The sequence below is a fragment of the Ruegeria sp. BE9 genome, assembly GCF_056538765.1.
The window spans coordinates 357,037-372,898 of sequence record NZ_JBQFTS010000002.1; the positions used below are offsets into that span (position 1 = coordinate 357,037).

17 protein-coding genes are annotated in these 15,862 nt (G+C 54.2%); 14 read left to right on the forward strand and 3 right to left on the reverse strand.

Going from position 1 to position 15,862, the window contains the following annotated elements:
• Positions 1–122: 122 nt before the first annotated feature.
• On the reverse strand, positions 123–326 hold the full coding sequence (locus ACR0EO_RS08335) for a hypothetical protein (RefSeq protein ID WP_480688827.1): 204 nt from the start codon (positions 324–326) through the stop codon (positions 123–125).
• A 538-nt stretch (positions 327–864) separates the two neighbouring features.
• Here ACR0EO_RS08335 and ACR0EO_RS08340 point away from each other — a divergent pair.
• From ACR0EO_RS08340 to ACR0EO_RS08370, 7 genes are all read left to right on the forward strand, one after another.
• Positions 865–1,539 (forward strand): GntR family transcriptional regulator, encoded by a 675-nt coding sequence (locus ACR0EO_RS08340; protein ID WP_480688829.1) that lies wholly within the window; start codon positions 865–867, stop codon positions 1,537–1,539.
• A 288-nt stretch (positions 1,540–1,827) separates the two neighbouring features.
• On the forward strand, positions 1,828–2,865 hold the full coding sequence (locus tag ACR0EO_RS08345; protein ID WP_170515330.1) for a TRAP transporter substrate-binding protein: 1,038 nt from the start codon (positions 1,828–1,830) through the stop codon (positions 2,863–2,865).
• Between the two features lie 6 nt (positions 2,866–2,871).
• Positions 2,872–3,471 carry a TRAP transporter small permease subunit gene (locus tag ACR0EO_RS08350; RefSeq protein ID WP_480688831.1) on the forward strand — a complete coding sequence of 200 codons (600 nt, stop codon included), beginning with the start codon at positions 2,872–2,874 and terminating at the stop codon, positions 3,469–3,471.
• A complete protein-coding gene (locus ACR0EO_RS08355; protein WP_170515324.1) occupies positions 3,464–4,807 on the forward strand; it encodes a TRAP transporter large permease subunit in 1,344 nt (447 codons plus the stop codon). Before ACR0EO_RS08350 ends, ACR0EO_RS08355 begins: the two co-directional genes overlap by 8 nt.
• A gap of 10 nt (positions 4,808–4,817) precedes the next feature.
• Positions 4,818–5,636 (forward strand): SDR family oxidoreductase, encoded by an 819-nt coding sequence (locus ACR0EO_RS08360; RefSeq protein ID WP_170780668.1) that lies wholly within the window; start codon positions 4,818–4,820, stop codon positions 5,634–5,636.
• Positions 5,633–6,595 carry a 3,5-dioxohexanoate:acetyl-CoA acetone transferase gene (gene kce, locus ACR0EO_RS08365; protein WP_480457583.1) on the forward strand — a complete coding sequence of 321 codons (963 nt, stop codon included), beginning with the start codon at positions 5,633–5,635 and terminating at the stop codon, positions 6,593–6,595. Before ACR0EO_RS08360 ends, kce begins: the two co-directional genes overlap by 4 nt.
• Positions 6,596–6,639: 44 nt before the next feature.
• Positions 6,640–7,578, forward strand: coding sequence for a 3-hydroxyacyl-CoA dehydrogenase (locus ACR0EO_RS08370; protein WP_480688834.1), 939 nt, complete (start codon positions 6,640–6,642; stop codon positions 7,576–7,578).
• A gap of 70 nt (positions 7,579–7,648) precedes the next feature.
• Here ACR0EO_RS08370 and ACR0EO_RS08375 read toward each other — a convergent pair whose 3' ends face one another.
• Complete coding sequence (locus ACR0EO_RS08375) at positions 7,649–8,521, reverse strand: bile acid:sodium symporter family protein (RefSeq protein WP_480688836.1); 873 nt, start codon at positions 8,519–8,521, stop codon at positions 7,649–7,651.
• Positions 8,522–8,715: 194 nt separating this feature from the next.
• Between ACR0EO_RS08375 and ACR0EO_RS08380 the strand changes: the two genes are divergently transcribed.
• From ACR0EO_RS08380 to ACR0EO_RS08395, 4 genes are all read left to right on the forward strand, one after another.
• Positions 8,716–9,726 (forward strand): AraC family transcriptional regulator, encoded by a 1,011-nt coding sequence (locus ACR0EO_RS08380; RefSeq protein WP_170485340.1) that lies wholly within the window; start codon positions 8,716–8,718, stop codon positions 9,724–9,726.
• 161 nt (positions 9,727–9,887) lie between these two features.
• On the forward strand, positions 9,888–10,754 hold the full coding sequence (locus ACR0EO_RS08385) for a cysteine hydrolase family protein (RefSeq protein ID WP_058282012.1): 867 nt from the start codon (positions 9,888–9,890) through the stop codon (positions 10,752–10,754).
• Positions 10,755–10,802: 48 nt separating this feature from the next.
• On the forward strand, positions 10,803–11,288 hold the full coding sequence (locus ACR0EO_RS08390) for a YHS domain-containing (seleno)protein (protein WP_113789121.1): 486 nt from the start codon (positions 10,803–10,805) through the stop codon (positions 11,286–11,288).
• Positions 11,289–11,425: 137 nt separating this feature from the next.
• The gene (locus ACR0EO_RS08395; protein WP_113789122.1) at positions 11,426–11,995 is read left to right on the forward strand and encodes a carboxymuconolactone decarboxylase family protein; all 570 of its coding nucleotides are present in this window, start codon (positions 11,426–11,428) and stop codon (positions 11,993–11,995) included.
• A gap of 30 nt (positions 11,996–12,025) precedes the next feature.
• Here ACR0EO_RS08395 and ACR0EO_RS08400 read toward each other — a convergent pair whose 3' ends face one another.
• Complete coding sequence (locus tag ACR0EO_RS08400; RefSeq protein ID WP_170668234.1) at positions 12,026–12,943, reverse strand: LysR substrate-binding domain-containing protein; 918 nt, start codon at positions 12,941–12,943, stop codon at positions 12,026–12,028.
• A gap of 118 nt (positions 12,944–13,061) precedes the next feature.
• Between ACR0EO_RS08400 and ACR0EO_RS08405 the strand changes: the two genes are divergently transcribed.
• From ACR0EO_RS08405 to ACR0EO_RS08415, 3 genes are read left to right on the forward strand one after another with little or no spacing between them, the layout of a single operon-like run.
• On the forward strand, positions 13,062–13,688 hold the full coding sequence (locus ACR0EO_RS08405) for a pyridoxamine 5'-phosphate oxidase family protein (protein ID WP_480688839.1): 627 nt from the start codon (positions 13,062–13,064) through the stop codon (positions 13,686–13,688).
• A gap of 60 nt (positions 13,689–13,748) precedes the next feature.
• Positions 13,749–14,729: an alpha/beta fold hydrolase gene (locus ACR0EO_RS08410; protein ID WP_480688841.1), complete on the forward strand. Its 981-nt coding sequence runs from the start codon at positions 13,749–13,751 to the stop codon at positions 14,727–14,729.
• 55 nt (positions 14,730–14,784) lie between these two features.
• Positions 14,785–15,696: a PhzF family phenazine biosynthesis protein gene (locus tag ACR0EO_RS08415; protein WP_480688843.1), complete on the forward strand. Its 912-nt coding sequence runs from the start codon at positions 14,785–14,787 to the stop codon at positions 15,694–15,696.
• Positions 15,697–15,862: the final 166 nt, after the last annotated feature.

The window sequence follows — 15,862 nt, forward strand, 5'->3', positions numbered from 1 at the left end:
TTTTACGTGGGCGATGACCAGGTTCTCGAACACAACATGAGCCGTCAGCCTGCTAGGCAACCTTACTGGTGACAGAGGGTATTTTGAGTTAGAGGCCTGGCGGCATGCCAGGCCCTCACTAATCAAGGCCCGGCGCTAGAGACCTTGAAGTGGGTTTTCACCACACGCAGCAAGTGCTCAAAGTCACCTTGGACGGCGTCCTCAAGGAAGCCCTGAATTCTGGCTTGTTCTGCTCCGGCACTTTCGGCTGCGGACTGGCAGCGCGCCAGCACTTCAAAAGCGTTTGCGTTTGTCCTGGGCAGGTCAATGGTTGCAAGTTTTTTCATGTCAAATCCTCATGTAGAATACCGTGCAACCATCGCAGGTCGAAATTAATCTCACGTATAAGAATTGCTGACTTTGGCCTCATCCAACGAACTTCTCCAGATTTGACATAAGCCGCGATAATAGGCTCAGCGGTAAATGATCCCTATTAAAAGCGGCATACGCTCAGTATGCAGCAAATGACGGTATTGAGCCCACATAGACCGATGCTGCGCGAAGCCCCAATGACATCAATGCGCAGAAAGCGGACTTTGCAAAGTTCAACGAACGACCCAAAACGTGGTAGGCCTGTTACGTTGCGAACCACCGAAAAGAACCCCTTAGCAGACTCTAGAAGAGTCATTGCAATAGTGTGCTTACTGCCCACTACGCCGACATTTGCTACATTGTTTTTTTTTCAAGGCTGGCCCTACTTAAATTCACAGTTTGCGCGGTGGAAGGGGCGGTCAACTCCTCTTGTCCGATACCCGCTGAAATGGGTGACATGGAGTGGTAATGTAAGGTGGATTTCCTCACTGAATGTGTGCGAATAGATGGGTCATGCTCAAAAATGCCAAACCGATTCAGAAAGAGAAATTTCACGATCAGGTCTATGATCAATTGTGCACTCTTTTGCGCGAAGGTGAATTTACACCTGGTCAGGCGGTGCATGTCGCTCGGGTCGCCGAAGCGTTTGGCGTGAGCGCCATGCCTGTTCGCGAGGCGCTCACGCGTCTCCAGGCGATTGGAGTGGTGGCAAATGTATCGGGGCGTTCGCTGGGCGTTCCCAGCCTCGGTTATGACGAACTGACCGACCTGCGCGATGTGCGCCTGGAAGTTGAAACGTTGGCTGTCAAATGGGCGCTGGCCAATCGTGACGATGCGTTTTTGACCGAGCTCGAGGTACTGCTGAAGCAGTTGGAGGCAGCTGAGCAATCCGACGATGTACAGGGATATATCAAGGCCAACTACGAGTTTCATCTAAGGATATATCAACAGTCGCACTCTCCGGTTTTGATCGACATCATCAACACGCTTTGGTTACGGGTCAGCCCGCATCTGTATCAACTGGAGCGAAAAAATCAGTACAAAGTGTCCAACAATCATCACCGGAAAATTGTGCAAGCCATTCGCGACGGCGACGAACCAACCGCCACGCAGGAACTGTTTCTCGACATTTCGGATGCTTATGACGTGCTGGTGAAAACTTTGTTTGATGATGGCACGCCTGCCTGAAGCATGCAGCAAGAACGCGTTGTCGATTTTGCAGAGTGTCGAATGTCCAAGATGCACATCGTGATAGGCGATGTTCAGGAATTTCATTTTCGGCCTCGATTCTTAGAATCGTAGTGTTAGGTGAGGTCCCCAAGTCAGCCTAAACCTAGCCAACCAATTGGAATCATGCGCAACAACGGGCAATTATTATTAAGTTGATTTTTGATCAATAATCAAAATATCATGCACCAGCCTTACGAACTGGCCGCTATGGATGTTCGTGTCGGGCATAGTTACGGGAGGAATACAGTGAAATATTCGAAAATTGCCGCGAGCCTTGTTGCCGGCTCCATGGCTTATGGCGCGACTTCGGCATCCGCAGATATTCTGGACGTCCACATGAGCATTCCAAAGGATCTGACGTTCCTGGCGGACAGTGCTAAGATCATGGATGAAACCTTGCGCAACATGAGCGACGGCGATGTTGGTCTGCAACTCTATGGATCGGGTGAACTGGTTCCCGCAGGTGAGATTCTTGATAACGTTAGCTCCGGGGCGATCCCGGCGGGATGGAGCTTCCTTGGTCAATGGGGCGGCAAAATCCCAGTGGCTCAGATCGGGGCAACCCCCTTTGGGGCCGGACCAGATGCGTTGGCGGCTTGGCTGCATGTGGGCGGTGGTCTCGAAATCGTTCAGCGCGGGTTTGACGATCTGAACATTAAGGTACTGGCCTGCCACATCACCGCGCCCGAACCGGGCGGCTGGTTCAACAAAGAGATCAATTCAGTCGAAGATTTTAATGGTCTGAAGATGCGCATGGGTGGCGTTGGTGCACGTGTTCTCAACGAATTTGGCGCATCAGCTCAGTTCATGCCCGCAGGCGAAATCTATCTTGCGTTGGAACGTGGCCGCATCGACGCGACCGAATTTTCCTTGCCAATTATCGACAAGGATTTTGGCTTCAACCAGATCGCAAAATATCAATACTATCCGGGATGGCACCAGCCGGGCAGCGTTGATGTGCTGATGATCAATATGGATGTCTGGAATGGCATGAGCGCGGCTGAACAGGCGATGTATGAAGCGGCCTGTCAGGTCAGTATGGCCTGGACGTTGCAATATGCCCCTGCGGCCCAAACGCCGCAGATCGAAGTGTTCGAGGGGGGTGGCACCATTGTCAAATCCTTCCCAGACGAAGTTCTTGCGGAACTGCGGATTGCTACAGAACGTGTGCTAAGTGCCGAAGCCGAGAAAGATGCGCTTTATGGCGAGGCCTACCACTCGATGAAGGACTTCGTGGCGTCGTCGGGACGCTGGACCGGCCTGCAAACTCTCCCCGCCGAGTAAGCCAAAATGGCACACGATATGGACGCTCCACCGAGTGATCCAAATCGTGGTATCGGCCCTGTCCATACGGTTCTTCGCGGGATCGTATGGATAGGTCGGGCCGCGGCTTGGCTCATTATTCCCATCCTCATTCTGGTTCTTATTGGCGTGACGCTGTCAGCAGCCAAGTTCGGTACAATCCTTCGGTGGGAAAATGACATTTTCCTGTTTGGGTCCAAGCTGACACTTTCTAGTATCGGCGATTTGCAATGGCACCTCTTTGGAATCATGCTGATGCTCACAATGGCCGGAGCAATCGTCAGCGACCGTCACGTGCGCGTCGATTTCCTACGTCAGCATTTTAGTAAAAAAACGAAGGACATCATTGAGGTGATAGGCCATCTGGCTCTGTTGATGCCTCTTTGCGTCATCGTAGTTTTCCACGGTTATGACTTTACATTGCGTTCATTCAACATGGGTGAAGGTTCGGATTATGACGGTATGTATGATCGGTTTTTTTTGAAGGCGTTTCTTCCCATCGGCTTTGGTTTGATGCTGATTGCCGGTCTCGGCCTGACTATCCAAAAACTCAAAAGTCTGTTCGGGACGGGGGATTCCCATGATTGAACACATCATTCCCCTATCCATGGTCATTTGTTTGCTTTTGGGAATTTTCAGTGGCTATCCGGTTGCCTTTGTTCTCGGCGGCATCGGAATTCTGTTTTCTTTTATCGGCGGTTTGCCATTTGCATTCCTCAAAATTGGCGTCTCGCGCATCTACGCAGGCGTTATTGAAAACTGGCTTTTGCTTGCGGTGCCCCTGTTCGTCTTCATGGGTGCGATGCTCGACAAATCCGGTTTAGCTCAAAACCTTCTCTATTCGCTTGAGCGCGCATTGGGTCGGAGACGAGGCGGGTTGGCCATTTCCGTCGCCTTATTGGGCATCATCATGGCGGCCAGCACTGGCATCGTTGGTGCTTCGGTGGTCATGCTGAGCACACTGGCTCTGCCCATTATGCTGCGCGAGAAATACAAGCCGGAGCTGGCTGTTGGCACCATTGCGGCCTCGGGCACTCTGGGAATTCTGATTCCGCCTTCGATCATGCTGGTTCTGGTGGGCGATATTCTTCAGATTTCCGTTGGCGAGCTGTTCCTGGGGGCCGTAGTTCCTGGCCTGCTGTTGGGTGGCCTGTACATCGGCTATATTGTATTCGTTGCGTTGACGAAGCCAACCGATGCCCCTGTATCAACACAGGTTCCAGCCGAAGGATCCCTAGCACTGGCGCTGCTGCGCGACTTGTTTGCACCGCTTGTTCTTATCCTGACTGTTCTTGGGTCGATTGCCACGGGTACGGCCACCCCGACCGAAGCCGCAGGTCTAGGCGCGATTTGTGCGATGATCCTCGCGGCCATCAATCGCAAACTGACCTTTAAAACCCTGTCCGGCTGCGTCCGAGAAACAGGCAATACTTCTGCGATGATACTAGGCGTATTAGTTGGCGCCACGATCTTTGGCATGGTCTTCAAGGGCCTCAAGGGTGACAAGATGATCGAGAACGCAATCCTGTTCTTCGATCTTGGTGCTTACGGCACACTGGGCATCCTGCTTCTGCTGATCTTCATCATGGGGTTCTTCCTGGAATGGGTCGAGATCAGCTTTATCGTCCTTCCACTATTTGCGCCTATCGTAGCGGGATTGGACTTTGGGTTAGGGATATCCCGTGAACAACAACTTTTGTGGTTCGCCATGCTTGTGGCGGTCAATCTGCAAACCAGTTTCCTGACGCCACCCTTCGGCTATTCACTATTCTACGTCAAAGGCGTCGCCCCACCCGAAATCTCTATCCGCATCATCTATCGCGGCATCATCCCTTTTGTAGCGCTGCAACTGGCAGGTCTTGCCCTTCTGATCATTTGGCCAAGCCTTGTGCTCTGGGTCCCGGATGCGGTCTTCGGCAAGTAGAGGCGGTGACATGACCACTAACTCATCTAGTAACCAGACAGAGGCAAGGCAGATGTCCCTGCCGGGGTTGGAGGGCAAGAAGGTCGTGATCACGGCCGGTGCCAGCGGAATCGGGTTCAGCATAGCAAGGATGCTCAATTCACAAGGTGCCCAGATCGCGATTTGTGATGTCGATACAGACGCGCTGCGTCGATCTTGCGTTGAGCTTGAAGGATGCATCGCGGTTGAGGCGGACGTCTCGAACGAAAATGCGATAGATGGCTTTTTTGACGAGGTTCAGGAGGCTTTTGGCGGGCTGGACGCATTAGTGAACAATGCTGGGATAGCCGGGCCAACCGGCAATCTAGAAGACCTTTCGCCCGCAGACTGGCGTCGGTGCATCGACATCTGCCTCACCGGTCAGTTCCTGGCCGCTCGACGGGCGATACCCATGATCAAAGCACGGGGCGGCGGCGCGCTTGTCAACATGGCCTCCGCTGCTGCCAAGCATGGCTACGCCAGACGCTCCCCGTACTCAGCAGCCAAATTTGGCGTCATCGGCCTAACCCAAAGTCTCGCCAAAGAGTTAGGCCCCTCCAATATTCGCGTGAACGCTATTCTGCCCGGGTTCGTCGATGGGCCGAGGATGGAAAAGGTGATCCACGATCAGGCTGTTGCCACGGGTGTCAGCGATGCGGTCATGAAGGACGAGTATCTCAACAAGATTTCCATGCGTCGCATGGTGAGCCCCGATGATGTCGCGGCAACTGTCGCGTTCCTCATCTCGGACGCTGGCGTGAACTTGTCAGGGCAATCTCTTGCCGTTGACGGAAATGTGGTAACACTATGACACTAAATGTAAAATCAACAGAGAATATAAGCAACGGCGCAGGCAAAGTCATCATCACATGTGCCGTAACCGGTGCGATTCACACGCCGTCTATGTCGCCCCACTTGCCGGTGACGCCGGAAGAAATCATCGATGATTCCCTCGCCGCCGCCGAAGCCGGAGCCGCGATACTTCACCTGCACGCACGCCATCCAGACGGGCGGCCTGACCAGAGCCCCGAGGGGTTCGCCGCGTTCCTGCCTCAAATCAAGCAAAGCTCAGGCGCTGTGGTCAACATCACAACCGGTGGCAGCCCGTATATGAGCGTCAAAGAACGCGCCGCACCCGCTGCGACATATCAACCCGAGCTGGCCTCGTTAAACATGGGGTCTATGAACTTTGGCCTCTATCCTATGCTAAACCGGTTCAAGACCTTCGAACATGCATGGGAACGCGAGCATCTGGAGGGTTCCCGCGATCTCGTCTTCCGCAATTCGTTCAAGGACATCGAGTATGTTCTGGAAACCTGCTATGGCAACGGTACGCGGTTCGAGTTCGAATGCTACGATACCTCCCACCTCTACAACCTTGCGCATTTTGCGGATCGCGGCTTGGTCAAAGCGCCGTTTTTCGTTCAGTCAGTCTTTGGCTTGCTGGGTGGCATCGGTCCCCACCACGAAGACGTCCTTCACATGAAACGCACAGCTGATCGTCTGTTCGGAGACGACTATCGCTGGTCCGTTCTGGGCGCTGGCGCGAACCAGTTCCGCATCGCGACGCAAGCGGCAACCTTGGGCGGCAATGTTCGCGTTGGGCTAGAAGACAGCCTTTGGGCGGGCCGCGGCGAACTTGCCCAATCCAACGCGGTACAGGTTCGCAAGATCCGGACCATCGTTGAAGGGCTTGGCCTTCAAGTCGCCACACCCGATGAAGCCCGTGAAATTCTAGGCCTCAAAGGCGGCGACCAGGTGGCCTTCTAAGCAATTCCTGACACCGATATTCCTCACACCAAGGACGAAAACTTATGAGCAAAATCGCTATTATAGGCGCAGGGTTGATTGGGCAGGGTTGGGCAGCGGTATTTGCACAGGCCGGGTACGATGTTGCGATGTATGATCTGTCGCCTGAGGCCGCGCAAAACGCTTTAAAGGCAATGGAAAAGCGTATCGCGGATCTGGCCGAATTCGAACTCATAGATGCCTCTGATGCCCCGACAATCCTGCGGCGCATCTCCGTTGCCTCTGAGCTTGAGAACGCTGTGCAGGGCGCGATCTACGTGCAGGAGAACGGCCCCGAAAACGTCGAGATCAAACGAGAGATCACGCTGGCAATCGACGCCATCGCAGGCGCAGATGTGCCCATCGGAAGCTCAACCTCGGGCATTTCCGCGTCGCGTTATTGCGAACACATCCCGGGCAGACAGCGGTGTCTGGTCGTACACCCCATCAACCCGCCACATTTGCATCCTGCTGTCGAACTTGTGCCGTCGCCATGGACTGATCTGCGCGCTGTTGAAACAGTGAACGAGTTGATGATCAAATGTCAGCGCGAAACCATCGTGCTGAGTCAGGAGATCGACGGTTTCGTTGTGAACCGCCTGCAAGGCGCGCTTTTAGAAGAGGCGTTCAGTCTGGTCAGCAACGGCATCGTAACTGCCACCGATCTCGACAAGGCAATCTGCGACGGGCTTGGGCTGCGCTGGTCAATCATGGGCCCAATGCAGACCATTCATCTGAACGCTCCCGGCGGCGTAACTGACTATGTTGCACGCTACGGGGCAATGTACCGGGGCTTTGGCATCGGTTCGTACGAGAACATCGACTGGACCAGCGTGGCAAATGACAAGCTGGCCACCGAACTGTCAGCGCGAACGCCGGTTGAAGATATCCCTGCTGCACAGGTCAGTCGTGACCGCAAACTGATGTCCCTGCTACGCCACAAGAAAGACACTCAGGAATGCTAACTTCGTCGTTCCAGCAAGACCGCATTCTCAACGCCAAAACTTATTGGAATCCCCATGACGCAACAGCGGATCACAAAATTGGGCTTTTTCGCGCAAGGAAAGCGAACACAGGCAACATTGTTACGATCCAGACCACGCTATAAATTGCGGATGGGATGGCATATTCGCTTAACCCATTGGTGTTAGGCAACAGCAAGGTGGCAATTGCGATCCCCAAAGCTCCGTTTTGAACGCCGGTCTCAATTGAAATCGTCTTCGCCTCGATGTCTGTGCATCCGAGCATCCCTGAACTCATGATGCCAATAAACGTGAGTGACGCACCTACAACCAAAAGTGCGGGTCCAAGCCTAAGGAGGTTATCCGCGACCACCACCCAGTTTGAAATGATCGCGCCTCCGATGACCAGCGCAAAAAGTAGCATAGAGACCTTGCTAAAGACTGGTTCGACAGCGGCTACAATCCGCGGCGCCAATGACCGCGCGGTCACCCCGACTAGGATTGGAGAAGCTGTTAAAAAAAACATTGCTAAAGCCGTCGAAGAGATGTCGATAGCGGGCGCAGTTGCCCCCATGAACATCTGCATCGAAAACCCTAGGATAAGCGGTACGGTAACGACACAAGTCAGACTGAAGACTGCTGTAAGAGTAACAGACAAAGCAACATCCCAATTCGAAAGCTTGGTTACGATGTTACTGATCGCCCCGCCCGGACAGGCCGCTAAAATCATAATGCCAACGGCTGTCTCGGCGGAAATCCCAAAGATAAAGATCACCATCAAAGCGATGCAAGGCAGCAAAACGATCTGGTTGAGAGCCCCGACGCAAAAGGCACGTGGACGTCGTCCGATGCGTTGAAAGTCAGCCGCTGTGAGTCCGAGGCCAAGGCAGAACATGATGACAACAACTGCGAGCGGCAGCAGCACAGATATAAAAATTTCGCCCATCTACCATGACCTCTATGACTGCATGCTTCCGCACGCTTTCGGACGATACCGTTCAGAAAACCTGATGACGAGTTTTATCAGTTTGGCGCATTTATCCTCAAGCGCCCGAAGATCGAGGCTGTCTTTATTTATTATACCTATCACAGGGTTGGACGATCTGGTGTGAAAGAGCTTTCCAGTGCTAATCTCACTGTATGGCAAGTGTAACTTACGCATTCGCCCGCGCGATGGCCAACGCCGCCGGGATGACGCTGAACGACGATGGCGCCCTGATTTCGAATGGCGCTGTCGTGCTGCGTTTACCAGAAGCTCAACACGGCCAATTGGCGGATGATGCGTATTTCGATTTGATAGATTGGATTCGTGCGCAACAAGCGGACGAGGCCGCGTTAGTTGAGGCCTATGCAAACGCGATTGCGACCGATGATCTCGGCGTACTTGGCCTGGCCGTTAAGACAGCTCCGACCTTGCGGCAATCATTGCAACGGATCGAGCGCTATTTTCGTCTCGTCACGGACACCGCAGTGTACAGACTTGATGAAACCGGCGACCCGGTTCTTTGGATTTTTGAAGGACAAACACCACATCGCGCCGCCTTGGAGCTGCGCAACGAATGCGCGCTTGCGGCCTTTGCGAGGAACATGCATCGGTTTGTGGGTGATGGGTTGTCGCTCGCATATGTCACGTTTCAGCATGCATGCAGACAAGAGCCAGAACATTACGCCGAATATTTCGGGTGCCCGGTTCGATTTGGGAGCGCCCACAACGCCATTGCTATGCGCCCTGCTATGCTGGAAAGCGAAAATCGTCTTGGCGATCCGGGCTTGTCAGATTTCATGACGAAGCACCTGGATGAGGAGTTCAACTCTCGCGATGACGACACCTCACTGAGCCAAGCAATTGTCCACCGGCTTACACCGGCCCTGAGTAACGGCGCACCGCAGGCAGCGCATGTCGCCCAAGAGATGGGAATGAGCGAGCGCACTCTTTACCGCAGGTTGGCCGAAGAAGGGCTGACCTATCGCGACGTTCTTGGTCAGGCACAAGTTGCACTCGCTCGTGACCTGCTCCGTGACGGTAAGGCTTCCATAGCCGAGATCGCATTTATGACCGGGTTTTCGGAACAGAGCACGTTCAGCCGCGCCTTCAAGCGCTGGGTTGGCCAGGCTCCGGCACGATTCCGGCAGCAGGCGACCTCCGACTAGGCACACACCTCAAGACCACATGGCAGGTTCGGCCAAAACCTTGGCAGGGCGGGCCGATACCTCAAACGATGTGGCGCCTAACTTCTTCTTTGTCAGATCCACCTGGGGCGCTCCCGAGTAAAGCAAACCAATTTGCCCCTCTCAGACAAAGGAAATTTGCAATGAGCAATCATGACCACAAACATGGAGCAAGCTGCGCTTGCGACGTCACGCCCGAACGCGTTGATATGGCGCGCCGGCGACTCTTGCAACAAGCCGCCGGTGCGGCCGCGGCAGGTACAACAATAGTGGCTGGCGGGCAGGCCCTTGCCGCGACCGACGAAGCACGCGCCTACTATGCTGACCCGGAAAATCCAGGCCTTCCCCAAATCGACATGACCATCGAGCCGGGGCGTACTGCGCTTGTGGTGACCGACCCCCAGATTGATTTTTTGTCAGAGGACGGTGTGACGTGGGGTGTCGTTGGCGAAAGCGTGACCGAACAGGGCACGGTCGACAATATCGAACGGCTTTTCATTGCCGCCAAGGCTGCGGGGATGCCGGTCTTCATCTCGCCCCACTATTACTACCCACATGACCACAAGTGGGAGTTCGAGGGCACTCTGGAAGCCACGATGCACAGCATCGGCATGTTTGACCGCCTGGGACCGCTCAATTTGGACAACTTCGAGGGCTCAGGTGCCGACTGGATGCCGCAATACAAGAAGTACATCGAGGATGGCGAAACCATCATTTGCTCGCCACACAAGGTTTACAGCCCTGCTCAGAATGACCTGAACCTGCAATTGCGTAAACGCAAGATCGACAAGGTGATCCTCGCGGGGATGTCGGCGAACCTGTGTACGCAGGCGCATCTCTACGAGCTGCTGGAGCTGGGCTACGAAGTCGCTGTCGTTCGCGATGCCACAGCCGGGGCCAAGGTGCCTGAAGGTGACGGGTATCTCGCCGCCATCATCAACTTCCGAATGGTCGCCAACGGCGTCTGGTGGACCGACGACGCGGTTGAGCGCATTGGCCAATCGGCCTGACGCAAATCGATCTTCAAATTTGATCCTGACATCCTGAAAGGACATATCATGACACGCATCTTCACATTTCCCGCACTTACAACAGCGTTGACTCTCGCCCTGGCGGCGGCGGCATTGGCTGACGATGAATACAACGTTTCGAACAGTCTTACCTTGACTGGGCAGCCCCTCGGCATGCATGGCGTCGATCCTGTATCGATGTTTGAAGCCGAAAAACCCGAAATGGGCAACGCCACTTTTACATCGGCCCATGATGGAGTGGACTACTATTTTGCGTCGCAGGCAGCGCAAGCCACATTCGAGGCGGATCCGACGGCACATCTGCCTCAATTCGGCGGGTTCTGCGCCTTTGGCGTCTATGTAGGCAAGAAGCTTGATGGCGATGTTCGGTATGCCGATATCGTGGACAACAAGCTCTATCTCTTTGTGAATGAGGACATCTTCAAGAAGTACCTTGAGGACAAAGAGACCGTGATCCAAGGCGCCCATGCCAAGTGGGCAGACATCCACCACACGCCTGTCGGCAGCCTTTGATCGAGGAATTTGGTGGCTTTTGCCGGTCGGAGCCACCGCTGCCTCTCCCCTCCCCAAAAGGCCGGCATTTCTCCAAGACGCCCTGTCCGCAATGACAATTCGCGTGCGTCGAAAACTCTTCCCAAAGGAAACCAGACATGACTGATTTTGAGACCTATACAATCGCCTCAGCCCCTGATGCCGCGAAACCAATTCTGGAAGCATCGCTGAAAGGATATGGTTTTGTGCCCAACCTTTATGCGGCCATGGCCGAAGCGCCCGCAATTTTGGAAGGCTATACGACACTTTCCAACATCTTTGGAAAGACCGGCCTGTCAGAGACTGAGCGCCAGATCATCCTTATGACCAACAACCGGTTGAACGGGTGCAAGTACTGCATGGCCGCCCATACCACTCTTTCACAGATGGCCGGTGTCCCCGAAGACGTGATCGCAGCGTTACGCGATGGCAGCCCTATCGCCGACCCCAAATTGGAAGCACTGCGCAAATTCGTCATCGTGATCAACGAAAGCCGAGGCTGGCCCAGCGACGCACAGGTCGAGGCGTTTCTGACGGCTGGCTATACCCGCCAGACCATGCTGGAAGTCATCCTTGGCACAGCGTTGAAAATCCTGTCGAACTATACGAACCATGTGGCGGAAACGGCTTTGGATGATGCGTTTGTCCCAAATGCATGGACCGCCTCATCCGCGGCGGCGGCTGAATAGCGCGATTTTGCCTAATTGTTGGTCTTGCGCTTAGGCCTGAGTTTGGTTCTGGCCAATAAGGAAATCCGATTTGAGACGTTCGACCGCAAAATCAACAAAAGCGCGTACCTTCGCAGACACGGTTCGACCCTCTTGATGCACAAGATGGATGGGAACCTCGGGTGGCTCATATGACTTCATGACAGTCTTGAGCCGCCCATCTGCAATGTAGGGTGCCACCTGATACGACAAAAGCCGTCCGATCCCATGACCTTGCAACGCCAACTCAATCACGGCGTCATTAGTATTCATGCTGATGCGTGGGTTCACTCGTTTGGTTATGCTCTTTCTACCGCTTTGAAAATGCCATTGGGCGGATGCATTCAGGGCAGTAGAATTAATGATCGCGTGGCAGGACAAATCATCGGGCGTATCTGGTTCGCCATATTGGTCAAGATATTTACGGGAAGCAAACACGACCTGCCTCACCGTACCACACCTGACAGCCATCAAACTGGAATCAGCGAGGTTGCCAATTCTGATCCCGACGTCGAGACCCTCATCAATCAGATTGACCACGCGGTCCACATAGAGCGTGCGCGCTGAGAGCTTTGGATACAGATCCAGAAATTCGCCCAGAAGCGGAGTGATGAACATACGACCAAACAAGACCGATGCGGTGACACTTAGTTCCCCGGTTGGTTCGGCATAGGAACCGAAAGCGGCGCGCTCGGCCTCTTCAAGATCAGCCAAAATACGTCTGGCATCCTCAAAAAACCTTTGTCCACTATCAGTCAGCATCACCGAGCGCGTGGTGCGCACAAAAAGACGGATCCCCAGGCTGTCCTCAAGCATGGAAACCATTCGGGTCACTGTTGGCGGTGACATGTTGAGGTGGCGGGCCGCCGCGGCAAAACCTTTCAACTCGGCCACCTTCACAAAGACGTTTAGCGCGTGAAATCTGTCCACAGCATTATTCCACTTTTTGGAATAATATATTGCCAAGTATCTGAATTCCGCAACATAGAAGCTCTGATTAACTTCACCTCAGTCCCAGGGCATCGCCCAGACCGAGATGGAGAATTCAATGGCACGACCCTTTGCAGAGATCAGCTTCACGCCTTCCGTGCGCGAAACGCAGGCCAAAAATGGTTCAGCGAACGGTTACGCGAAGTTTCTGGAAGGCACCCGTGACGAGGACCTGATCAGCCCAATTGAGGCCAGCTTCATCGAGCAAAGGGACGGCTTCTATCAGGCCACGGTCTCAGAAACCGGCTGGCCTTATGTGCAATTCCGCGGCGGTCCAACGGGTTTTCTGAAAGTGTTGGATGAACGGACACTTGCCTACGCCGATTTCCGCGGCAACCGGCAGTACCTCAGCACTGGGAATCTGCTGGGCAATGACCGCATCTCGCTGATTCTGATGGACTACCCCAATCAGAAGCGTCTCAAGATCTGGGGTCAGGCGATGATCATTGGTGCCGAGGACGATCCGGCCCTGATGCAGCGCCTGAGATCGCCGGACTATCGCGCTCACCCGGAGCGGGCGGTTGTGATCAAGCTTGAAGCGATGGACTGGAACTGCCCACAGCACATCCCCCAACGCCTGACCTTTGAAGAGTTTGAAGATTATCTGGCCCCGTTTCGCACTGAGCTGGCAGCGCTGAAAGCACGAAACGCAAAGCTCGAAGCGTCGCTCGGACAGCAAATCTGACCAGTGTCAATCCTGGCGTGTTCAGACGCGCCCCCCGTAACCCAATGAAAGGAAATACCCATGTCGCGCAATTTGAAATCCATCCTGAGCGCCAGCATTCTCGCACTTTCCATTGCTGTGCCATTTGCTCCGGCGCCTGCAATCGCCGTAGAGACTGGAGTTGAAGCTGCGCAAGCCGTCAGCTTCCGCACGGAAGAAATCGGCGACATCGCTATCGCCTATCGTGAGGCCGGAGATCCGAGCAGGCCCACCGTCCTGCTGCTTCATGGCTTTCCGACTTCTTCGCATATGTTCCGTAACCTTATCCCGGAACTGGCCAAGAACTACCACGTGATCGCGCCCGATTTCCCCGGATTTGGCGCGTCGGACATGCCGATGGCTGAAAACTTCGAGTATTCTTTCGCAAATATCTCTGGAATGATGACGGCGTTGCTCGACCGGAAGGGTATCGATCAATACGCGGTCTATCTGATGGATTACGGTGCCCCGGTTGGTTTCCGTATGTTTGCGGAACAACCCGAGCGGGTCACTGGCTTTATCATTCAAAACGGGAATGCTTATGAAGAAGGGCTGCGCGAGTTCTGGGATCCAATCAAAGCCTATTGGGCCGAGCCATCGCAAGAGAACGGCGACCAGCTTCGTGGATTCCTCACTCTGGATGCCACCAAATGGCAGTTCACCCACGGAGTTCAAAAACCCGAGTTGATCAGCCCGGATAACTATTGGCACGTCCAATACCTGCTTGACCGCGATGGCAATCAAGAGGTGCAACTTGAACTCTTTCTGGATTACGGCACCAACGTTGCCGAGTACCCAAAATGGCAAGCGCTGTTTCGGAAGCATCAACCCCCGGCGCTGCTGATGTGGGGCAAAAATGATCACATCTTTCCGGTCGAAGGCGCCTATCCCTATCAACGCGATCTGAATGATCTCGAGTTTCATCTGCTCGATACGGGACACTTTGCACTCGAAGAGTATGGGCCCGAGATTGCAGCGCAGATGACCGCCTTTCTGAACCGCATCACCGCCGCCAGCAACTGACGTGGAACTGGCCGCACCGCGCTCAAAGGTGCGACCTCACGCATGGAGTAAGTCAATGAATACGCAAACAAATACTGCCGTAGAGGTAACAGTGGAAATCGTACACGGCTTTGTCGACGGTGGCGCCGGAGGAAACCCCGCAGGCGTCGTCCTGGACGCTGATGAATTGAGCGAACAGGATATGCAAGCCGTTGCGGCAAGGGTTGGATTGTCCGAAACGGCCTTTGTCTCTCGGTCTGAGACCGAAGGCTTCAAACTTGATTTCTTCACACCAAACCGGCGCATTGCTCATTGCGGTCACGCAACAATCGCCGCCTTCTCGCGCCTTGAAGCGCTAGGCCGGATTCCCAATCCCAACACCTCGAAGGAGACGGTTGATGGGCCGAGGCGCATACTCATGAAAGAAGGTGCCGCCTATATGGAACAACTGGCCCCAAAATACGCGATACCAGAGGAATGGGCGGAAAAGGGTGTAAGCATCGACGATGTACTGAACTCCCTTGGGATCAGCAGACATCAACTTGATCAGGAGATCCCACCGGTTTTGGTCAATACCGGCAACAGTTTCATTGTTATCGGCCTCGCTGATGCCGAAGGTCTTGCCAAGGTGAAACCAGATTTCGCCAAAATCACACAAATCAGCGAACAACTGGATCTGATCGGCTATTACGTCTTTACAACAGACCCATCAGCGACCAACCGAGACGCGACAACCCGCATGTTTGCGCCCAGATATGCGATTGAAGAAGAAGCCGCGACGGGGATGGCTGCGGGGCCTTTAGCGTGTGTATTGCACGACTTTGTCGGATCATCTCAACGATCATTTCAAATCGAACAAGGGGTGTTTATGAACCCGGCGAGTCCGAGCCTGATAAATATCGATCTGGAAATCGATAATGGAACAATCTCTGGCCTCATGGCAGGTGGTTTCGGCAGGGTCATGTGCTCGCGTCGATTTGTTTTCTAGCGTGGCGCTCGCGGCGAATGGCGGGCTGCACCGCAGCAACGACGCCCATCGGGCGACGTCCGAATTGGGCCGTCCGCTGAATTTTGCAAAGTCCGCTGTCTGCGCATCGCTGACGTTTGGGTGGAACGCAGCGAATGTCCGAATTCCGCACCGTGTGTCAAAATCT